This is a genomic window from Enterobacter cloacae complex sp. 2022EL-00981 (assembly GCF_028737495.1).
GTDB classification, from domain to species: domain Bacteria; phylum Pseudomonadota; class Gammaproteobacteria; order Enterobacterales; family Enterobacteriaceae; genus Enterobacter; species Enterobacter cloacae.
In genome coordinates this window covers 1-18,974 of sequence record NZ_JAQZRK010000012.1, presented here as the reverse complement: position 1 = coordinate 18,974, position 18,974 = coordinate 1, and the positions used below count along the sequence as shown (strand labels likewise).

22 protein-coding genes and 1 pseudogene are annotated in these 18,974 nt (G+C 54.1%); 22 read left to right on the top strand and 1 reads right to left on the bottom strand.

Translation table 11 applies throughout. From position 1 onward, the window contains the following. The first annotated feature begins 17 nt into the window (after nucleotides 1-17). The 10 genes and pseudogenes from PUZ33_RS12180 to add all read left to right on the top strand — a co-directional run bounded on the left by PUZ33_RS12180 (nucleotide 18) and on the right by add (nucleotide 7,186). Entirely contained in the window at nucleotides 18-236 is a 219-nt protein-coding gene (locus tag PUZ33_RS12180) for a TraR/DksA family transcriptional regulator (protein WP_252107730.1), read from the top strand. Nucleotide 237: 1 nt separating this feature from the next. Then, a complete protein-coding gene (locus PUZ33_RS12175; RefSeq protein WP_252107732.1) occupies nucleotides 238-894 on the top strand; it encodes an AP2/ERF family transcription factor in 657 nt (218 codons plus the stop codon). Then, nucleotides 894-1,349 carry a hypothetical protein gene (locus PUZ33_RS12170; RefSeq protein ID WP_139964092.1) on the top strand — a complete coding sequence of 152 codons (456 nt, stop codon included), beginning with the start codon at nucleotides 894-896 and terminating at the stop codon, nucleotides 1,347-1,349. The genes PUZ33_RS12175 and PUZ33_RS12170 overlap by 1 nt, the downstream gene beginning before the upstream one ends. Further along, nucleotides 1,312-1,551 carry a DUF4222 domain-containing protein gene (locus PUZ33_RS12165; protein ID WP_252107734.1) on the top strand — a complete coding sequence of 80 codons (240 nt, stop codon included), beginning with the start codon at nucleotides 1,312-1,314 and terminating at the stop codon, nucleotides 1,549-1,551. The genes PUZ33_RS12170 and PUZ33_RS12165 overlap by 38 nt, the downstream gene beginning before the upstream one ends. Nucleotides 1,552-1,560: 9 nt before the next feature. After that, nucleotides 1,561-1,746 (top strand): hypothetical protein, encoded by a 186-nt coding sequence (locus tag PUZ33_RS12160; protein WP_071284225.1) that lies wholly within the window; start codon nucleotides 1,561-1,563, stop codon nucleotides 1,744-1,746. 108 nt (nucleotides 1,747-1,854) lie between these two features. Beyond that, nucleotides 1,855-2,103 carry an excisionase family protein gene (locus PUZ33_RS12155; RefSeq protein ID WP_022650951.1) on the top strand — a complete coding sequence of 83 codons (249 nt, stop codon included), beginning with the start codon at nucleotides 1,855-1,857 and terminating at the stop codon, nucleotides 2,101-2,103. A 32-nt stretch (nucleotides 2,104-2,135) separates the two neighbouring features. Further along, complete coding sequence (locus tag PUZ33_RS12150) at nucleotides 2,136-3,416, top strand: site-specific integrase (protein ID WP_252107736.1); 1,281 nt, start codon at nucleotides 2,136-2,138, stop codon at nucleotides 3,414-3,416. A gap of 44 nt (nucleotides 3,417-3,460) precedes the next feature. Continuing rightward, a pseudogene (malX, locus tag PUZ33_RS12145) lies at nucleotides 3,461-4,867 on the top strand (maltose/glucose-specific PTS transporter subunit IIBC); the annotation flags it as partial. 48 nt (nucleotides 4,868-4,915) lie between these two features. Beyond that, nucleotides 4,916-6,088: a MalY/PatB family protein gene (locus PUZ33_RS12140; RefSeq protein WP_058680636.1), complete on the top strand. Its 1,173-nt coding sequence runs from the start codon at nucleotides 4,916-4,918 to the stop codon at nucleotides 6,086-6,088. Between the two features lie 96 nt (nucleotides 6,089-6,184). After that, on the top strand, nucleotides 6,185-7,186 hold the full coding sequence (add, locus tag PUZ33_RS12135; RefSeq protein ID WP_020688289.1) for an adenosine deaminase: 1,002 nt from the start codon (nucleotides 6,185-6,187) through the stop codon (nucleotides 7,184-7,186). Nucleotides 7,187-7,230: 44 nt separating this feature from the next. Here the strand turns inward: add and PUZ33_RS12130 are convergent, their stop codons facing one another. Beyond that, nucleotides 7,231-8,271 carry an oxidoreductase gene (locus PUZ33_RS12130; RefSeq protein WP_058680637.1) on the bottom strand — a complete coding sequence of 347 codons (1,041 nt, stop codon included), beginning with the start codon at nucleotides 8,269-8,271 and terminating at the stop codon, nucleotides 7,231-7,233. Nucleotides 8,272-8,514: 243 nt separating this feature from the next. Between PUZ33_RS12130 and blr the strand changes: the two genes are divergently transcribed. The 12 genes from blr to gstA all read left to right on the top strand — a co-directional run bounded on the left by blr (nucleotide 8,515) and on the right by gstA (nucleotide 18,799). After that, nucleotides 8,515-8,640, top strand: a complete 126-nt coding sequence (gene blr, locus PUZ33_RS12125) for a division septum protein Blr (RefSeq protein ID WP_168112406.1) — start codon at nucleotides 8,515-8,517, stop codon at nucleotides 8,638-8,640. Nucleotides 8,641-8,872: 232 nt separating this feature from the next. Then, nucleotides 8,873-9,088: a transcription modulator YdgT gene (ydgT, locus tag PUZ33_RS12120; protein WP_013096896.1), complete on the top strand. Its 216-nt coding sequence runs from the start codon at nucleotides 8,873-8,875 to the stop codon at nucleotides 9,086-9,088. 87 nt (nucleotides 9,089-9,175) lie between these two features. Then, entirely contained in the window at nucleotides 9,176-9,616 is a 441-nt protein-coding gene (locus tag PUZ33_RS12115; RefSeq protein WP_013096897.1) for a DUF2569 domain-containing protein, read from the top strand. A 76-nt stretch (nucleotides 9,617-9,692) separates the two neighbouring features. Then, entirely contained in the window at nucleotides 9,693-10,274 is a 582-nt protein-coding gene (gene rsxA, locus PUZ33_RS12110; RefSeq protein WP_013096898.1) for an electron transport complex subunit RsxA, read from the top strand. Next, nucleotides 10,274-10,852, top strand: coding sequence for an electron transport complex subunit RsxB (rsxB, locus tag PUZ33_RS12105; RefSeq protein WP_013096899.1), 579 nt, complete (start codon nucleotides 10,274-10,276; stop codon nucleotides 10,850-10,852). Before rsxA ends, rsxB begins: the two co-directional genes overlap by 1 nt. Continuing rightward, complete coding sequence (rsxC, locus tag PUZ33_RS12100) at nucleotides 10,845-12,965, top strand: electron transport complex subunit RsxC (RefSeq protein WP_058680638.1); 2,121 nt, start codon at nucleotides 10,845-10,847, stop codon at nucleotides 12,963-12,965. The genes rsxB and rsxC overlap by 8 nt, the downstream gene beginning before the upstream one ends. Then, a complete protein-coding gene (gene rsxD, locus PUZ33_RS12095) occupies nucleotides 12,966-14,018 on the top strand; it encodes an electron transport complex subunit RsxD (protein WP_038980391.1) in 1,053 nt (350 codons plus the stop codon). A gap of 10 nt (nucleotides 14,019-14,028) precedes the next feature. Further along, the gene (gene rsxG / locus PUZ33_RS12090; RefSeq protein ID WP_058680639.1) at nucleotides 14,029-14,649 is read left to right on the top strand and encodes an electron transport complex subunit RsxG; all 621 of its coding nucleotides are present in this window, start codon (nucleotides 14,029-14,031) and stop codon (nucleotides 14,647-14,649) included. A gap of 2 nt (nucleotides 14,650-14,651) precedes the next feature. Beyond that, on the top strand, nucleotides 14,652-15,338 hold the full coding sequence (locus PUZ33_RS12085) for an electron transport complex subunit E (RefSeq protein ID WP_023622212.1): 687 nt from the start codon (nucleotides 14,652-14,654) through the stop codon (nucleotides 15,336-15,338). After that, a complete protein-coding gene (nth, locus tag PUZ33_RS12080; RefSeq protein WP_020688297.1) occupies nucleotides 15,335-15,970 on the top strand; it encodes an endonuclease III in 636 nt (211 codons plus the stop codon). Before PUZ33_RS12085 ends, nth begins: the two co-directional genes overlap by 4 nt. Before the next feature lie 616 nt (nucleotides 15,971-16,586). Beyond that, complete coding sequence (gene dtpA, locus PUZ33_RS12075; protein ID WP_013096905.1) at nucleotides 16,587-18,095, top strand: dipeptide/tripeptide permease DtpA; 1,509 nt, start codon at nucleotides 16,587-16,589, stop codon at nucleotides 18,093-18,095. Nucleotides 18,096-18,193: 98 nt separating this feature from the next. Continuing rightward, on the top strand, nucleotides 18,194-18,799 hold the full coding sequence (gene gstA / locus PUZ33_RS12070) for a glutathione transferase GstA (protein ID WP_020688299.1): 606 nt from the start codon (nucleotides 18,194-18,196) through the stop codon (nucleotides 18,797-18,799). Nucleotides 18,800-18,974 lie beyond the last annotated feature (175 nt).

Below are 18,974 nucleotides of genomic sequence, written 5' to 3'. Positions count from 1 at the left end.
TTCCGGGAGCATTGACAATGGGCGATATCATCGACACCGCAGCAGAGATTGAAGAGCTTCAGCGTAACGCTGCCCTTTACACCCACCGCATCGACCACAGCGCTGTTTCAGCTGAGCGTTGTGAAGAATGCGACGAACCAATTCCCGAGACGCGACGCGCTGCCGTTCCCGGCTGCCAGACGTGCGTTAGTTGCGCCAATGATATCGAACTACGGTTGAAACAGGTGGGGAAATGATATGCGCGTGAAATTTGATGTTGGCGAAAAGGTGGGCATGCTCACGCTAATTGAGCCTTTCCCCAAAGATGAAAAAGGGGTTTACAAGGGTAAATTTTCCTGTGATTGCGGAAGCACTAAAATTATTCGCCTTTGTTTCGTTAAAAGTGGACACACAAAATCATGTGGCTGCTTAAAGATTGAAGCAAAAAGGACTCACGGAATGTCGAGTTCTTCAGAATATAGGATTTGGGAGTTGATGCTACATAGATGCGAAAACCCTAAAGATAAGAGATACAAGGATTATGGCGGTAGAGGAATAAATGTCTGCCATCAATGGCATGACTTCAACTCGTTTTACGCTGATATGGGCGCTCGTCCTGATGGGCTTACGCTGGACCGCATCGATAATGACAAAGGGTATTCACCGGAAAATTGTCGTTGGGCCACGCCATCTGAACAGCAGTTGAACAGAAGGAAATTGAAAGGAAGCAAATCTCGATTTGTTGGTGTAACTCAACGCCCATCAGGTAGGTGGTCCGCAAGGATAACTGTCAATTATAAAGACATTTATCTTGGTGATTACGATACAGAAGAAGCGGCTTCCGAGGCCTACCAGAAAGCAAAGAAAAGGGTTCTTGAAGAGTTTGAACTAATGCGTAAGCAGAGGGGGCTGTAATGTTGCAGCATCAACAACAACCAACCTTCAATACCTGCATGGCTACATGCGTAGCTATGGTTGCCGGTCAGCCTGTCGATGAAGTTGTGGCGCGTTGGCATCAGGCATTCCACGACAAAACAGACTGGCTGGACGATGCGCTGGATTATTACAAAATCCCGTATTTCTATGGCAGCCAGCGAAAGGCTGAATTGCTTTATGGTTTTATTTATTTCCTTACGGTTCCATCGCTAAACATAACTGGTGGGCTACATCAGATTCTCATCTCGCTAACAGCAGAGCGGGGAATTGAAGTTTTCGACCCTGCAAAAGGAAGGCCAGGAGCTAAAAGCTACGTTTACGGCGATCCGAAATCAGAAGATGAAGTTTCACTAATTTCCTGGTGTATCGACCTTTCAATACCGGTGGTACAACAAAATGTTCAAGCTAATTCAACGGGGTCAGATTTACGCTGACCAGCACGGTTGGCCCGTCATCATCCACAGTTGCACATCACAGATAGTCCGCTACTGGCGACAGGGCCGGATAAACACCGCTTCAATAGACCGTTTTAACAATGATTTTGAGCACCTCGATCACCGTGAGGCGACGCAGATACGCGCCGAACTGGAGACGAGCGAGCATATCAAATCGCTGCGCGCCCAGCGTGCGGCATGAGGAGAAATTATGGGAAAGATGACGTTCGTATTTGAGTATGAGGACGGTAAAGAGCCACCAGTTAGCGCTGGTATGGAGTTTTTGGGTGGGAAGATTGTAGCGGCTGCTTTTCGTGATGCTCTCGAAGAGCCTGAATTATGTGACGAGATTGCCCCTGACCCTGAATATCTGGAAAAAATCCGCAGTCAGTTATGACGCAACTGATAGCCAGTTATGAGCTGGCTATTGGGTGCGAAAGCACTGCATCACATCCCTTGATGTTATTGCCGCCTACGGGCGGCTTCTTTTTGCCTGGAGAAAACCATGAGCGACATTATTCAGTTGGTACCGAATAAATGGGTCACAGAGGAACTTTTAACTGCGACAACCGGCATGTCAAAGCACATGATTCAGCATGCCCGCCGGTCTACCTGGATGGAGGGAAAGCATTATCGCCATGTTGCCCCTGATATGGCACCTAAGCAAAACAGCCCAATCATGTATAACCGCGATGAGATAAACCACTGGATCGAGCACCAAAGCCCAGCGAAACGCCGGAGAATATCTGCTTAAATGTCCTTTGGCACATCAAACGAGGAATGATTATGGCAGCATACCCAACAGGCGTAGAGGTTCATGGCGAATCGTTACGCATATGGTTCATATATCAGGGGAAGCGTGTCAGGGAAAATCTCGGCGTTCCTGACACGCCAAAAAACAGGAAAATGGCAGGCGAACTTCGGGCTTCAGTCTGCTTTGCGATAAAGACAGGCACATTCAATTATGCCTCGCAATTCCCTGATTCATCGAACGCAGAGAAATTCAGCACTGTCAGAAAGCAAATCTCACTACTTGAACTGAAATCGAAATGGCTTGGGCTTAAAGAGATGGAGCTTAGCCTCGGGACGTTGAGGCGTTACGATTGCCACCTCACAACCACTATCGAAACAATTGGTGAGCACAGGTATATCGGCAGCCTGAACACTGAAGATATCCTTAGTGCCAGGAAGGAGCTACTGAACGGCTGGCAGAAGACCAGACATGGCCTAAATCATCCACCCAAAAAGGGAAGAAGCGTTCCTACAGTCAATAGCTATATGGCATGCCTTGGCGGGATGCTGAGCTTTGCTTTCAAAAGTGGCTACCTGAAAACCGATCTGATGGCAGGTATTACCCCTCTCGCAAAAGAAAGACCCATTCCAGATCCTCTTACTTCTGATGAGTATCAGAGAGTGGTTGCGGCCTGCCCAACGCTACAGTTTCAGAATATGGTTATCTTTGCGGTAAATACAGGCGTCAGGCATGGCGAACTAAGCGCGTTATCCTGGGAGGATGTGGATACTGTCAACTGGACTGTTACAGTGTCACGGAACTATTCCCTGAAGGGAAACTTCACCCTGCCAAAAACCAACTCCGGGATTCGAACAATACAGCTGACCCAGCCAGCAATTGATGCACTCAAGGCGCAAATGCCACTGACCAGAATGATGGCATCCCACAAGGTAAGCGTCAGCCTACGGGAATACAAAAAAAAGAGAACCGATGAATGCACCTTTATATTCTCGCCGTCCATTACTTCAATGAACGGTAAGAAGACGATGTGCTACGTCCCCGGATCCATTAATTCAGCCTGGCGCACTGCCCTGCGTCGTGCAGGCGTCCGACAAAGACGGTCTTATGAAACCAGGAACACATATGCGTGCTGGGCACTGGTCGCCGGAGCGAACCCAAATTTCGTTGCGCACCAGATGGGCCATTCGTCAGCGCAAATGCTATTCACGGTTTACGGTAAATGGATGACCGAGAATAACCATGACCAGGTGGGCATTTTGAACGCATCATTTACTCAAAATGCCCCACCGATGCCCCATAGAAAAACCGCATAACCTTAACTATCTGATTTAACATATTAATATCACTTCAATCATGATTCATCTGGATGAGTAAGGTCGGCTCCTTTGCCTTCAGTTTCCTGCCCGTGATGTTCTGTATCGCCATCCCGCTGGGCCTGGCGCGTGAGAATAAAGGCGTGGCGGCGTTCGCCGGTTTTGTGGGCTACGCGGTGATGAACCTTGCGGTGAACTTCTGGCTGACCGCCAAAGGCATCCTGCCCACTACCGATGCTGCGGTGCTGAAAGCCAACAACATTCAGAGCGTGATTGGTATTCAGTCCATCGACACCGGGATCCTCGGCGCGGTGATCGCGGGGGTCATTATCTGGATGCTGCATGAGCGCTTCCACAATATCCGCCTCCCCGATGCCCTGGCTTTCTTCGGCGGCACCCGCTTCGTGCCAATTATTACTCTCGTGGTCATGGGGCTGTTTGGTCTGGTCATCCCTCTGATCTGGCCGGTCTTTGCGCTCGGTATCAACGGTATTGGCCGTATCATTAACGGCGCGGGCGATTTCGGCCCGATGATCTTCGGTACCGGCGAACGTCTGCTGCTGCCGTTTGGCCTGCAACATATTCTGGTGGCGCTGATTCGCTTCACCGAAGCAGGCGGTACCATGGAAGTGTGCGGTCATGATGTAAGCGGTGCGCTGACCATCTTCCAGGCGCAGCTGAGCTGCCCAACCACTCATGGCTTCTCTGAGAGTGCGACCCGCTTCCTGTCACAGGGTAAAATGCCGGCCTTCCTCGGCGGTCTGCCAGGCGCGGCGCTGGCGATGTACCACTGCGCCCGACCGGAAAATCGTCACAAAATTAAAGGGCTGTTGATTTCCGGGGTAATCGCCTGCGTTGTAGGCGGTACGACTGAGCCTATCGAATTCCTGTTCCTGTTTGTCGCGCCCGTGCTGTATCTCATCCACGCTGTGCTGACCGGTCTGGGCTTTACCGTGATGGCGGTGCTGGGCGTCACCATCGGTAACACCGACGGCAACGTAATTGATTTCGTGGTGTTCGGCATCCTGCATGGTTTGTCCACCAAGTGGTATCTGGTGCCGGTCGTGGCGGCGATCTGGTTCGTGGTGTACTACGGTATCTTCCGCTTCGCCATTACCCGCTTTAACCTGAAAACGCCAGGCCGCGATGCCGAAACCGCCACCAGCGTGGAACAGGCCGTTGCCGGTACAGTGGGTAAATCGGGTTATAACACGCCGGCAATTCTGGCGGCGCTGGGCGGTGCGGATAACATTACCTCTCTGGATAACTGCATTACCCGTCTGCGTCTGTCGGTGGCGGATATGTCGAAAGTGGATACCAATGCCCTGAAAGCCAACCGGGCAATCGGCGTGGTACAGTTGAATCAACACAATTTGCAGGTGGTTATCGGCCCGCAGGTGCAGTCGGTCAAAGATGAGCTGGCCACCCTGATGCGCACAGTCGAAGCCTGATGCCTCACCCCCTCACGCAGAGGGGGTTTTACTTTAAGGACGTACGTCATGTTTGATTTCTCGACCGTTGTCGATCGCCACGGCACCTGGTGTACACAGTGGGATTATGTTGCCGACCGTTTTGGTGCCGCCGACCTGCTGCCCTTTACGATCTCTGATATGGATTTCGCCACCGCCCCCTGCATTATCGATGCGCTACATCAACGTATTGATCACCGTGTGTTTGGCTACAGCCGCTGGAAAAACGAAGAATTCCTGGCCGCGGTGGCGCACTGGTTCCAGCAACGTTTTAACAGCCGGATTGATACTGAAACCGTTGTTTATGGCCCTTCCGTGATCTATATGGTCTCTGAGCTGATTCGCCTGTGGTCGATGCCGGGAGACGGCGTGGTGGTGCATACCCCGGCTTATGACGCGTTTTATAAAGCCATTGAAGGCAATGCGCGCCACGTAGTGCCAGTGGCGATGGAGAAACAGGCGACGGGCTGGCAGGGAAATATGGCCGCGCTTGAGGCCGCCCTGGCGAAACCGGAAAACAAAATATTGCTGCTGTGCAGCCCGCAAAACCCGACCGGCAAGGTCTGGACGCAGGAGGAGCTGGCGCAGATGGCTGAACTGTGCGCGCGCTATGACGTGGCGGTGATAAGCGATGAAATTCATATGGACATGGTATGGGGAGAACATCGCCACACGCCATGGAACAGGGTCGCGCGCGGTAAATGGGCACTGCTGACCTCAGGCTCCAAGAGCTTTAATATCCCGGCACTGACCGGCGCATATGGGTTAATAGGCGATGAGGAGAGCCGTAATGCGTATCTGAGCGCGCTAAAAGGCCGTGACGGCCTCTCCTCTCCCTCCGTGCTGGCACTGACGGCGCACATTGCCGCCTATCAGCAGGGTGAGCCGTGGCTTGCCGCGCTGCGCGACTATCTGGAAGAGAACCTGAAATTTATCGCACGTGAAATGAACTGCGCTTTTCCGGCACTTAACTGGACGCCACCCGAGGCGACCTATCTCGCATGGATTGACCTGCGCCCGTTAAATATTGACGATCGCGCCCTGCAAAACGTACTGATTGAGCAGCAAAAAGTCGCCATCATGCCGGGATATACCTACGGAAACGAAGGCATCGGTTTTATCCGCCTGAATGCCGGCTGCCCGCGCAGCAAGCTGGAACAAGGGGTGCAGCGGCTGATTGCGGGTATCAACACGCTCCTGTAGTTTGTTTGCGCAACGGAATATTCCCTTGCGCAAATAGCTTTTTACCTCGTTTTGTTTTTATAATGTGGCGCACTTTAACCAGAAAAGAGTGCGACCATGATTGATACACGCCTGCCTTTAACAGATATTCATCGTCACCTTGACGGTAACATTCGTGCCCAAACCATCCTCGATCTTGGCCGCCAGTATAATTTAACGCTTCCTGCTCAATCGCTTGAAACCCTGATCCCGCACGTTCAGGTCACCTCTAATGAACCGGATCTGGTCAGTTTTTTGAGCAAACTCGACTGGGGCGTAAAGATGCTGGCCTCACTGGATGCCTGTCGCCGTGTCGCTTTTGAGAACATCGAAGATGCCGCCCGTAACGGCCTGCATTATGTCGAACTGCGCTTTTCGCCAGGCTATATGGCGATGACCCACAGCCTGCCCGTTGCAGGCGTGGTTGAAGCCGTTATTGAAGGTGTCCGTGAAGGGTGTAAAGCCTTCGATGTGCAGGCCCGTTTGATTGGCATCATGAGCCGTACCTTCGGCGAAGCGGCCTGTCTGCAGGAACTGGAAGCGCTGCTGGCGCATCGTGACGCGATCACCGCCGTCGACCTGGCCGGGGATGAACTGGGCTTCCCGGGCAGCCTGTTCCTGTCACATTTCAACCGCGCACGCGATGCCGGCTGGCATGTTACCGTTCACGCCGGTGAAGCGGCGGGGCCGGAGAGCATCTGGCAGGCCATCCGTGAACTGGGTGCCGAGCGTATCGGTCACGGTGTAAAAGCGGTGGAAGATCGCGCCCTGATGGACTTCCTGGCCGAGCAACGTATCGGGATTGAATCCTGCCTGACCTCCAATATTCAGACCAGCACCGTGCCCGCGCTGGATAAGCACCCGCTAAAAATCTTCCTTGAGCACGGCGTGCTGGCCTCGCTGAATACCGATGACCCGGCGGTACAGGGCGTGGACATTATCCACGAGTACACTGTCGCCGCACCGCAGGCGGGCCTGAGCCGCGAACAGATCCGCCAGGCGCAGATTAATGGGCTGGAGATGGCCTTCCTCACGCCGGAAGAGAAGCAGGCGCTTCGTGATAAGGTGGCAAACGCGTAACCCCTTTGCCGGGTGGCGGCTACGCCCTACCCGGCCAACAAAACTTATGCCAGACAGAGCGTGGCGCGATGTTTGGCAGATTCAATGCCCAGTTCGATCAACTCCATAATCTGAATCGCCTGACTGGCTGGTACCGGGTTTTCCCCCGTGCCGTTCAGCGCATCACGCACGGCCGCATAATATGCCGGGTAGTTCCCCGGGATCGTCAGCAAGGTTTCTTCCACCAGCGTCTCCCCCTCCACTTTGGTCACCACCCCGTCGCGCATATCATATCCCCAGTCTTCCTGTGGCAGACGCTCGCCGTTTTTCAGACGCTCTTCCTGCGGATCGAGGCCAAACTTCACGTAACTGCCGCGCGTGCCGTGAAGGATATAACGGGCCGATTCCGCAGCCGCGACCATCGTTCCGTGCAGCACTATCCGGCGCTGCGGGTAGCTCAGAACGGCATGAAAATAATCGGTTGTTTGTGCGCCGGGTCTGAGCTGAGCCAGGTCAACCGTCATGCTTACCGGCAGGCCAAACAGATTCACGGCCTGGTCGAGCAGGTGTGGGGCTAAATCGTACCAGATGCCGCTGCCTGGCCCGGCTTGCTCACGCCAGCGGTTTCGCACCTGCGGCCGGAAACGATCAAAATGCGATTCAAAGAAGGTTATCTCCCCGAGCGTTCCCTCGCTGAGCAGCGCTTTTACCGTCAGAAAATCGCTGTCCCAGCGGCGGTTATGAAACACCGACAGCAGTCTGCCAAGGCTTTTCGCCAGCGCATCCAGCTCGCGTGCCTGAGACAACGTCACGGTAAAGGGTTTATCGACGACGACATGCTTACCGGCTTCCAGCGCCGCCTTCGCCAGCGGGAAATGGGTGTCGTTCGGCGTGGGGATCACAATTAAATCGATATTCGGATCATTGAAAAGGTGCTTAGGCTCAGAGACAACCGGAACGGTGGGCCAGTCGGCATGCACCTTGGTGGCATCGCTGCTCGACACCGCCGCCAGCGCCATTCCCGGCGTACCGGCAATTAACGGCGCATGGAATGTTTTGCTCGCATACCCGTAACCAATAAGCCCGACACGGATGCTATCACTCATAGTGTTGCCCTCTCCTGTGATGTTCTTATTTCACACTGGCTAACCTGGCCTCATGACAGATTAAGCATGTGCCATATGACTTAAAATAGCATCCTGCTCCGGTTGTTTTTGTTATATGGGGTTAACCCGCTGATTGTGCTTAAGGGAACCGTTCCCAAAGCACTTGCTGTCTCCCCCCTGGCGCTGTAACATTTGCAACCGGTATTTATGGATAAATTACAAACACGAATTATGACGTCAATTATTAATCGAATCATTGAATTAGCGGGATGGATTGTTCTTGGGGTATCGGTCATTTTGCTTGGCGTTGCCAGCCACATCGATAACTACCAACCGCCGGAGCCTGTCACTGTCGCCCAACCTAAGTAACCGGTTACGGTAATAAAGAGTGACATAACATGTCAGTTACTTATTGCCACTCCCGGTGAACACGGTTAACCTTCTCTTCCAGGCATCATCAGATGCCTGAATCTTTCGCAAAGAAAACTCCTAATTTAGTCGCGTTACCTGAGTGGGCAGTTTACGTCTTTATTAATCCGTTTATTATTCAAACGAATTACCTTAACGGGTATGACTCACTTTTATATGGAAACTTATTAATATGACAGTTCAGGACTATTTATTAAAATTTCGCAAGATCAATTCCCTTGAGAGCCTGGAAAAACTGTTTGACCACCTGAACTACACGCTGTCGGATAATCAGGACATCATCAATATGTATCGTGCAGCGGATCATCGCCGTGCGGAGCTGGTCTCCGGTGGCCGTTTGTTTAACGTCGGCGAAGTGCCTAAGTCCGTATGGCGTTACGTTTTATAAGAAAGTAGCCATCTGCGCGAAATGTTATATACTCTCCGCCCTGCAAACTGGCTGTACAACATTTCGCGCAGATTTATGGGAGAGTTCATGACCGCAACGCCTGGAGAAAGAATTGGAGGCTGGTTAATCGCCCCACTGGCATGGCTGCTGGTTGCCTTATTAAGCGCATCACTTGCGCTGCTGCTTTATACCACCGCGCTGGTTACCCCTCATGCAATCCAGACCCTGATGTCGCAAAGTGTGCTGAATATTACGCTGTGGTTCGTGTCGTTCGTCTTCGCCATAGGCATGTGGTACTACACGCTGTGGCTAACCATTGCGTTCTTTAAACGCCGCAAAAATGTGCCTAAGCACTACATCATCTGGCTGCTCGTTTCCGTACTGCTGGCGGTGAAAGCCTTTGCTTTTTCACCGGTTTCGGATGCGCTGGCCGTTCGTCAGCTGCTTTTCCCGTTACTGGCGGCGGCGCTTCTGGTGCCCTATTTCAAGCGTTCGACGCGGGTGAAGAACACCTTCGTGAATCCGTAATAACCTTACAGATAACCTGTTGTCGCCTGTTGTGGTTTATCCGATAATAGGCGGCTTTTTTATTTCAGGCTGAATAATGACCGATTACTTACTGCTCTTTGTCGGCACAGTGCTGGTTAACAACTTCGTTCTGGTGAAGTTCCTTGGCCTGTGTCCGTTTATGGGCGTGTCCAAAAAGCTGGAAACGGCAATGGGCATGGGGCTGGCAACCACCTTCGTGATGACGATGGCGTCCATCTGCGCCTGGTTGATTGATACCTGGATCCTCATCCCGCTGGGTTTAGTCTATCTCCGTACGCTGGCCTTTATTCTGGTCATTGCCGTAGTGGTGCAATTTACCGAAATGGTGGTGCGTAAAACCAGTCCGGCGCTCTATCGTCTGCTGGGTATCTTTCTGCCGTTGATCACCACCAACTGTGCCGTTCTTGGCGTAGCGCTGTTGAACATTAATCTCGGGCATAATTTCATGCAGTCGGCGCTGTACGGTTTTTCTGCCGCCGTCGGTTTCTCGCTGGTGATGGTGCTGTTTGCCTCTATTCGTGAGCGCCTCGCCGCAGCGGATATCCCTGCGCCCTTTCGCGGAAACGCGATTGCGCTGGTGACCGCAGGTTTAATGTCTCTGGCCTTTATGGGCTTTAGTGGTCTGGTGAAGTTGTAATGAATACCATCTGGATTGCCATCGCCTCCATCAGCGTGCTGGGGTTGGTGTTTGGCCTGATTCTGGGTTACGCCTCCCGCCGATTCGCGGTAGAGGACGATCCTGTTGTTGAAAAAATCGATGAGCTTTTACCGCAAAGCCAGTGTGGGCAGTGCGGCTATCCTGGCTGTCGTCCCTATGCAGAAGCCGTGGGTATTCAGGGTGAGAAAATCAACCGCTGTGCGCCAGGTGGCGAAGCGGTAATGCTGAAAATTGCAGCGCTGCTAAACGTCGACCCGCAACCCATTGATGGCGATGCGCAGGTGCAGGAGCCCGTGCGTGCCCTCGCGGTGATTGACGAAGCGAACTGCATTGGCTGCACCAAGTGTATTCAGGCATGCCCTGTCGACGCCATTGTTGGCGCCACCCGCGCCATGCACACCGTTGTGGCGGATCTGTGCACCGGCTGTAACCTCTGCGTGGCCCCCTGCCCGACGCAATGTATTGAGTTGCGCCCGGTTGAAACGACTACCGAAAGCTGGAAGTGGGATCTTCAAACCATTCCGGTTCGCAATATTCCTGTGGAACAACATGCTTAAGTTATTTTCTGCTTTCAGAAAAGAGAAGATTTGGGACTTTGACGGCGGGATCCATCCGCCAGAGATGAAAACCCAGTCCAGCGGCACGCCGCTGCGTCAAATTCCGCTGGCGACTCGTTTCGTCATGCCGCTGAAGCAGCACATTGGCGCTGAGGGTGAGTTGTGCGTTAAAGAAGGCGATACCGTCCTTCGCGGCCAGCCATTGACCTTTGGTCGTGGGCGTATGCTGCCGATCCACGCCCCGACATCCGGTAAAGTGGTGGCGATTACCCCTCACACCGTTGCACATCCGTCAGCCCTCTCCGAACTGAGCGTCATTATTGAAGCCGACGGCGAAGACCGCTGGATCGAACGCGATGGCTGGAGCGACTACCGCGCCCGCAGCCGGGAAGCGCTTATCGACCGTATTCATCAGTTCGGCGTTGCCGGGCTGGGTGGCGCAGGGTTCCCAACCGGCGTCAAACTGCGCGGTGGCGGCGATAAAATTCAGACCCTGATTATTAACGCCGCCGAATGCGAACCCTATATCACCGCCGATGACCGCCTGATGCAGGACTGCGCCGCGCAGGTCGTGGAGGGGATCCGTATCCTCGCCCATGTGCTGCAGCCCCGTGAAGTGCTGATTGGCATTGAGGATAACAAACCGCAGGCCATTTCCATGTTGCGCGCGGTGCTCGCCGGTAGCCACGATATCAGCCTGCGCGTCATTCCGACCAAGTACCCGTCAGGCGGTGCAAAACAGCTGACGCAAATACTCACCGGAAAGCAGGTTCCCCACGGCGGCCGCTCGTCGGATATTGGCGTGCTGATGCAAAACGTGGGTACCGCCTACGCCGTGAAACGCGCGGTGATTGACGGTGAACCCCTGACCGAACGCGTGGTGACGCTGACGGGCGAGTCAGTGTCTCGTCCGGGGAACGTCTGGGCGCGTCTGGGCACGCCGGTTCGTCATCTTCTGGAGCAGGCCGGATTCTGTCCCGGCAGCGATCAGATGGTGATCATGGGCGGTCCATTGATGGGCTTTACCCTGCCGTGGCTGGACGTTCCGGTCGTAAAAATCACTAACTGCCTGCTCGCCCCCTCCCCCACCGAAATGGGTGAAGAGCAGGAAGAGAAAGGCTGCATCCGTTGCAGCGCCTGTGCCGATGCCTGCCCGGCCGATCTGCTTCCACAGCAGTTGTACTGGTACAGCAAAGGTCAGCTGCACGATAAAGCGCAAGCGCATAATCTGGCTGACTGCATCGAATGCGGCGCGTGCGCCTGGGTCTGCCCAAGCAACATTCCGCTGGTGCAGTACTTCCGTCAGGAGAAGGCCGAGATTTATGCCATCTCGATGGAAGAAAAACGCGCTGCCGAGGCGAAAGCCCGCTTTGAAGCCCGCCAAGCTCGTCTGGAGCGTGAAAAACTGGCCCGTCAGGAGCGTCATAAGCAGGCTGCCGTTCAGCCAGGCGAGAAAGATCAGGATGCCATTAACGCGGCGCTGGCTCGCGTGCGCGAGAAAAAAGCGACCGCAGCGCAACCTGTGGTGATCTCCGCCGGTGAGAAGCCAGATAACAGCGAAGCCATTGCCGCACGTGAAGCGCGTAAGGCCGCGGCGCGCGCGCGTCAGGCGGAAAAAGCGCAAACAGGGCAACCGGAAGAAACCCGTGTCGATCCGCGTAAAGCGGCCGTTGAAGCGGCCATCGCCCGCGCCAAAGCACGGAAAGCGGAAGAGCAGCAGGTGGTCGTTGAGCAAGAGGCCACAGACCCGCGCAAAGCCGCCGTTGAAGCCGCGATAGCCCGCGCTAAAGCGCGTAAAGCGGCGCAGCAACCGCAACCGGCCACAGAAGAGGCGCCGGTCGATCCGCGTAAAGCGGCTGTCGAAGCGGCCATCGCCCGCGCCAAAGCACGGAAAGCGGCGCAGCAACCACAACCAGCTGCAGAAGAGGCACCAGTCGATCCGCGCAAAGCCGCTGTCGAAGCGGCCATCGCTCGGGCCAAAGCGCGTAAAGCGGCTCAGCAGGAAGTACAACAGCCTGCCGCGAACGACGATCCACGCAAAGCCGCCGTCGCCGCCGCGATTGCACGCGTTCAGGCGAAGAAAGCCGCACAGCAAGCAGTTAACGAGGATTAAATGGTTTTCAGAATCGCAAGTTCCCCTTACACCCATAACCAGCGCCAGACGTCGCGCATTATGATGCTGGTCTGCCTGGCTGCACTGCCGGGTATTGCCGTTCAGTTCTGGTTTTTCGGCTGGGGAACCCTGTTCCAGTTAGCACTGGGCTGTGCCAGCGCCGTAGCGGCCGAAGCGCTGGTGCTGAAGCTGCGTAAGATGAACATCTCCCGTATTCTCAGCGATAACTCCGCTCTGCTGACGGGCCTGCTGCTGGCCATCAGTATTCCGCCGTTTGCGCCGTGGTGGATGATCGTGCTCGGTACGGTGTTTGCGGTGATTATTGCCAAACAGCTGTACGGTGGACTGGGCCACAATCCCTTTAACCCGGCGATGGTCGGCTACGTGGTACTGCTTATCTCCTTCCCGGTACAAATGACCAGCTGGCTGCCGCCGCACGATATCGCCGCCACGGTGCCGGGTTTTATGGATGCCCTTCAGGTGATCTTTACCGGCCATACGGCGTCCGGTGCCGATATGAATGCGTTGCGTATGGGCGTGGATGGGGTCAGCCAGGCTACACCGCTCGATACGTTTAAAACGTCCCTGCGTGCCGGGCACAGCGTTGAGCAAATCATGCAATCAGCCATCTACAGCGGCGTGCTGGCCGGTGCAGGCTGGCAGTGGGTTAACCTGGCATATCTGTTGGGCGGCCTGTTTCTGCTGCAGCAGAAAGCGATCCGCTGGCATATTCCGGTGAGCTTCCTGGTCACGCTCGCGGTCTGCTCCACGCTGGGCTGGCTCTTCTCTCCTGAATCCCTGGCGAGCCCGCAGATGCATCTGCTCTCTGGCGCCACCATGCTGGGCGCGTTCTTTATTCTGACCGATCCGGTGACCGCCTCGACCACCAATCGCGGTCGTCTGATCTTCGGTGCGCTGGCCGGTCTGCTGGTGTGGCTGATCCGCAGTTTTGGCGGATACCCGGATGGCGTAGCGTTCGCCGTCCTGCTTGCCAACATCACCGTTCCGCTCATTGACTACTACACGCGCCCGCGCGTGTACGGCCATCGTTAAGGGTTTCGCGATGCTGAAAACAATGCAAAAACATGGCGTCACGCTGGCCATTTTCGCTGCTGTCCTCACCGGGATGACGGCACTGGTGAACGAACTGACCAAAACGACCATTGATGAACAGGCCGCGAAGCAGCAACGCGCGCTGTTCGATCAGGTGATGCCGTCTGATTTCTACGATAATGACCTGCAGAAAAGCTGTTTCGTGGTACAGGCGCCGCAGTTAGGTAAAGGCCCGCATCGTCTCTATGTCGCCCGTAGAGGCGATAACGCGGTGGGGGTGGTGATGGAGGCCACGGCACCAGACGGGTATTCCGGTGCCATTCAGCTACTTGTAGGTACCGATTTTTCCGGTACCGTGTTGGGTACCCGCGTGACTCAACACCACGAAACGCCGGGCCTTGGAGATAAAATTGAGACACGCCTGAGCGACTGGATTTTGCATTTTGCCGGTAAGGTGATCCACGGCGAAGCGGACCCGGCATTTGCCGTCAAGAAAGATGGCGGCGAGTTTGACCAGTTCACCGGGGCCACCATTACGCCGCGTGCCGTCGTGAATGCCGTAAAACGTGCCGGGTTGTATGCAGAAACGCTGCCTGTGCAGATTAACAATCTTCCGGCCTGTGAGGAGTGAGCATGAGCCAGGTTAAAGAGGTCATTGTCCAGGGGTTGTGGAAGAACAACTCCGCGCTGGTACAGCTGCTGGGATTGTGCCCGCTGCTGGCGGTGACATCCACCGCTACCAACGCATTGGGGCTGGGGCTTGCCACCACGCTGGTGCTGACCCTGACCAACCTCTCCATTTCCACCCTGCGCCGCTGGACGCCGTCGGAAATCCGTATTCCGATTTACGTCATGATCATTGCGTCAGTGGTGAGCGTCGTTCAGATGCTGATTAATGCCTACGCGTTCGGTCTGTATCAGTCACTGGGGATTTTTATCCCGCTGATCGTTACCAACTGTATCGTGGTGGGGCGTGCAGAAGCCTTTGCCGTGAAGAACACCCCGGCGATGTCGGCCCTGGATGGTTTCTCCATCGGAATGGGAGCCACCTGCGCGATGTTCGTTCTGGGCTCACTGCGTGAAATTCTTGGCAACGGTACCCTCTTCGATGGCGCAGACGCGCTGCTGGGAAGCTGGGCTAAAGTTTTACGCATCGAGGTGTTTCATACGGACACGCCGTTTCTGCTGGCTATGTTGCCACCGGGTGCGTTTATTGGCCTTGGCATGATGCTGGCGATAAAATACCTGATTGATGAAAAACGTAAGCGCCGCGCGGCTGAGCGCAGCGTGCAGGAAGGGATACCCGGAAAAGCCTCATGAACAAAGAAAAGCGCATTGCGATCCTCACCCGTCTTCGGGACGCAAACCCGCACCCGACGACTGAGCTGAATTTCACTTCGCCGTTTGAGCTGCTGATCGCAGTGCTGCTTTCGGCTCAGGCCACTGACGTGAGCGTGAATAAGGCCACCGCCCTGCTCTATCCGGTGGCCAATACCCCGAAAGCCATGCTGGAGCTGGGCGTGGAAGGGGTGAAGTCTTATATCAAAACCATCGGGCTGTTTAACAGCAAAGCGGAGAACGTCATTAAGACCTGCCGCATTTTGCTGGAACGTCACGGCGGTGAAGTGCCGGAAGATCGCGAGGCGCTGGAAGCGTTGCCGGGGGTGGGACGTAAAACGGCGAATGTGGTACTGAACACCGCGTTTGGCTGGCCGACCATCGCGGTTGATACCCATATTTTCCGTGTCGCTAACCGAACCAACTTCGCTCCGGGTAAAAATGTCGAACAGGTGGAGGAGAAGCTGTTAAAAGTGGTTCCCGCTGAATTCAAAGTCGACTGTCATCACTGGCTTATCCTGCATGGCCGTTATACCTGCATTGCCAGAAAGCCTCGCTGCGGCTCATGTATCATTGAAGATCTCTGCGAATATAAAGAAAAAGTGTATCCCTGAACGGCGCTATTTCTTTTACTTTCGCATCATCAAGACCTTACTAAAGGAAGGCTTAACTAAAAACCTTCCTTTAGGCCGCAAGTTGTCCGCTTATGTTCTCTTACGCCCTGTCAATTGTTCGGTCATTTAACGCTCAAACAGGTTAATAGTTTTTTCACTACCGAAAATTTCTATACATTTGTGATCGCGATCACTCTGATAACTTCATGTTGATTTTTTGTTGTCAGATCCCACCTAAACCCTTTGCCAGACAAGATGTAATCCTTCAATGGCCGCAGATAAGACCACTCATTTTTCAGAATATGGGCTATATGACTGCATTTAACGGCAAATAGCAGAACATATCGCCACACAACCCTCTCCGCCGGTTTTTCGCAGTCAAAAAAACCAACAAAACCCATTGTGTGAAATTTAACGCTGAATAACATTTGCAGAAACCGAGGATTATAGCGGCTCAGTTATATGTAACAGATTATTACAAACGTATTGCCAGACGGGTCAGGATAGTGAACATTACCCGCCGTTTCTCCTCCCAATATAACTATAAAGCGGATGGACTCCGACCATCACGCTATGAACACCCCCGTTAATATGGGATGTAAAAAAAGAGGTATATGTGTCAACTGCAAACAATAAACCAACAGATGAAAGCGTGAGTTTGAACGCTTTTAAACAGCCAAAAGCGTTCTATCTCATCTTCTCTATCGAGTTATGGGAGCGTTTTGGTTATTACGGCCTGCAAGGGATCATGGCGGTTTACCTGGTAAAACAGCTGGGTATGTCCGAAGCCGATTCCATCACGCTGTTCTCTTCATTCAGTGCCCTCGTTTACGGTCTGGTCGCGATTGGCGGCTGGCTTGGTGATAAAGTTCTGGGTACGAAGCGTGTCATTATGCTGGGCGCCATTGTTCTGGCAATCGGCTATGGTCTGGTTGCCTGGTCAGGTCATGACGCAGCCGTAGTCTATATGGGTATGGCAACCATCGCCGTTGGTAATGGATTGTTCAAAGCGAACCCGTCATCCCTGCTCTCTACCTGCTACAGCAAAGATGACCCACGTCTGGACGGTGCATTCACCATGTACTACATGTCCATCAACATTGGTTCATTCTTCTCCATGCTGGCAACTCCATGGCTCGCCGCAAAATTCGGCTGGAGCGTGGCGTTTGCGCTGAGCTTTGTTGGTATGCTGATTACCGTTGTGAACTTCCTGTTCTGCCGTAGCTGGGTTAAGGACTACGGTTCAAAACCTGATTTCGAACCGGTGCACATGGGCAAACTGCTGGCCACCATCGTGGGTGTTGTTATCCTCGCGGCCATCGCCACCTGGTTGCTGCATAACCAGGGTGTTGCACGTGCCGTTCTGGGCGTGGTGGCACTGGGTATCGTCATCATCTTCGCGAAAGAAGCCTTCGCGATGCAAGGTGCGGCCCGTCGCAAGATGATTGTGGCCTTCATTCTGATGCTGGAAGCGATTATCTTCTTCGTGCTCTACAGCCAGATGCCAACCTCGCTGAACTTCTTCGCTATTCGCAACGTTGAGCACTCCATCCTGGGTATCGCGTTCGAGCCGGAGCAGTATCAGGCGCTGAACCCGTTCTGGATCATGATTGGTAGCCCAATTCTGGCGGCTATCTATAACAAGATGGGTGACCGTCTGCCAATGCCGCACAAGTTCGCCATCGGTATGGTGCTGTGCTCTGGTGCGTTCCTCGTGCTGCCACTGGGTACCAAATTTGCGACTGACGCCGGTATCGTCTCCGTTAACTGGCTGATCCTGAGCTATGCCCTGCAGTCTATCGGTGAACTGATGATCTCCGGTCTGGGTCTGGCGATGGTTGCACAGCTGGTGCCACAGCGTCTGATGGGCTTCATCATGGGTAGCTGGTTCCTGACCACTGCCGGTGCAGCCATCATCGCAGGTAAAATCGCAAACCTTATGGCGGTGCCTGAGAACGTGACTGACCCGCTGGTCTCCCTGAATGTATACGGCACCGTCTTCCTGCAGATTGGTATCGCAACGGCGGTTATCGCGGCGCTGATGCTGCTGACGGCACCGAAGCTGAACCGTATGACTCAGGACGACGACAAAGCGACGAAAGCGACCGAAACCGCTACCGCGTAACGTTATTGAGAAACGATGAGCCGCTAATTTATTAGCGGCTTTTTTTTTGTTTGCTTGCGCACTAACATAGCTGAAACCTCAGCAAAAAGGAGTTACCGATGAAACTGTTCTACAAACCGGGCGCGTGCTCTCTTGCTTCCCATATTACCCTGCGCGAGAGCGGCAAAGATTTCACGCTGGACGGCGTTGACCTGATGAAAAAGCGCCTGGAAAACGGCGACGATTTTTTTGCGATTAACCCGAAGGGACAAGTTCCGGCCCTGCTTCTGGATGACGGTACCCTGCTGACAGAAGGCGTCGCCATTATGCAGTACCTGGCAGACAGCGTGCCCGATCGCCAGCTGCTGGCCCCGGTAAGTACGGTTTCACGCTATAAAACGCTCGAGTGGCTGAACTACATTGCAACCGAACTGCATAAAGGATTTACGCCACTGTTCCGCCCGGATACGCCGGAAGAGTACAAACCGACCGTTCGCGCCCTGCTGGAGAAGAAGCTGCAGTACGTCAATGAGTCATTAAAGGACGACCAGTATATCTGCGGGGCACGCTTCACCATTGCCGATGCGTATCTCTTTACCGTGCTGCGCTGGGCGCGTGCGGTTAAGCTGAATCTGGACGGGTTAGACCATATCGCAGCGTATATGGCGCGTATGGCAGAGCGCCCTGCGGTGGCCGCGGCGCTGAAAGCGGAAGGATTGAATTAACCAGGTCGTTATTGCCCGGCGGCGCTTCGCTTGCACGGGCCTACGGGATTTGTAGATACTGTTATGCCACGCAAGCATTTTTCTCGTGCAGTGTGGCATCGAACGGGCGTCCTGATTTCAGGACGCCATACGCCACCTGCGCCAGCTTACGCATCATTGCTCCGATTATCAGCTT

What these genes read in the sequence shown, in the direction of transcription:
- PUZ33_RS12180 (WP_252107730.1), top strand. Translation starts at nt 18, where the DNA reads ATGGGCGATATCATCGACACCGCAGCAGAGATTGAAGAGCTTCAGCGT.
- PUZ33_RS12175 (WP_252107732.1), top strand. Translation starts at nt 238, where the DNA reads ATGCGCGTGAAATTTGATGTTGGCGAAAAGGTGGGCATGCTCACGCTA.
- PUZ33_RS12170 (WP_139964092.1), top strand. Translation starts at nt 894, where the DNA reads ATGTTGCAGCATCAACAACAACCAACCTTCAATACCTGCATGGCTACA.
- PUZ33_RS12165 (WP_252107734.1), top strand. Translation starts at nt 1,312, where the DNA reads ATGTTCAAGCTAATTCAACGGGGTCAGATTTACGCTGACCAGCACGGT.
- PUZ33_RS12160 (WP_071284225.1), top strand. Translation starts at nt 1,561, where the DNA reads ATGGGAAAGATGACGTTCGTATTTGAGTATGAGGACGGTAAAGAGCCA.
- PUZ33_RS12155 (WP_022650951.1), top strand. Translation starts at nt 1,855, where the DNA reads ATGAGCGACATTATTCAGTTGGTACCGAATAAATGGGTCACAGAGGAA.
- PUZ33_RS12150 (WP_252107736.1), top strand. Translation starts at nt 2,136, where the DNA reads ATGGCAGCATACCCAACAGGCGTAGAGGTTCATGGCGAATCGTTACGC.
- PUZ33_RS12140 (WP_058680636.1), top strand. Translation starts at nt 4,916, where the DNA reads ATGTTTGATTTCTCGACCGTTGTCGATCGCCACGGCACCTGGTGTACA.
- add (WP_020688289.1), top strand. Translation starts at nt 6,185, where the DNA reads ATGATTGATACACGCCTGCCTTTAACAGATATTCATCGTCACCTTGAC.
- PUZ33_RS12130 (WP_058680637.1), bottom strand. Translation starts at nt 8,271, where the DNA reads ATGAGTGATAGCATCCGTGTCGGGCTTATTGGTTACGGGTATGCGAGC.
- ydgT (WP_013096896.1), top strand. Translation starts at nt 8,873, where the DNA reads ATGACAGTTCAGGACTATTTATTAAAATTTCGCAAGATCAATTCCCTT.
- PUZ33_RS12115 (WP_013096897.1), top strand. Translation starts at nt 9,176, where the DNA reads ATGACCGCAACGCCTGGAGAAAGAATTGGAGGCTGGTTAATCGCCCCA.
- rsxA (WP_013096898.1), top strand. Translation starts at nt 9,693, where the DNA reads ATGACCGATTACTTACTGCTCTTTGTCGGCACAGTGCTGGTTAACAAC.
- rsxB (WP_013096899.1), top strand. Translation starts at nt 10,274, where the DNA reads ATGAATACCATCTGGATTGCCATCGCCTCCATCAGCGTGCTGGGGTTG.
- rsxC (WP_058680638.1), top strand. Translation starts at nt 10,845, where the DNA reads ATGCTTAAGTTATTTTCTGCTTTCAGAAAAGAGAAGATTTGGGACTTT.
- rsxD (WP_038980391.1), top strand. Translation starts at nt 12,966, where the DNA reads ATGGTTTTCAGAATCGCAAGTTCCCCTTACACCCATAACCAGCGCCAG.
- rsxG (WP_058680639.1), top strand. Translation starts at nt 14,029, where the DNA reads ATGCTGAAAACAATGCAAAAACATGGCGTCACGCTGGCCATTTTCGCT.
- PUZ33_RS12085 (WP_023622212.1), top strand. Translation starts at nt 14,652, where the DNA reads ATGAGCCAGGTTAAAGAGGTCATTGTCCAGGGGTTGTGGAAGAACAAC.
- nth (WP_020688297.1), top strand. Translation starts at nt 15,335, where the DNA reads ATGAACAAAGAAAAGCGCATTGCGATCCTCACCCGTCTTCGGGACGCA.
- gstA (WP_020688299.1), top strand. Translation starts at nt 18,194, where the DNA reads ATGAAACTGTTCTACAAACCGGGCGCGTGCTCTCTTGCTTCCCATATT.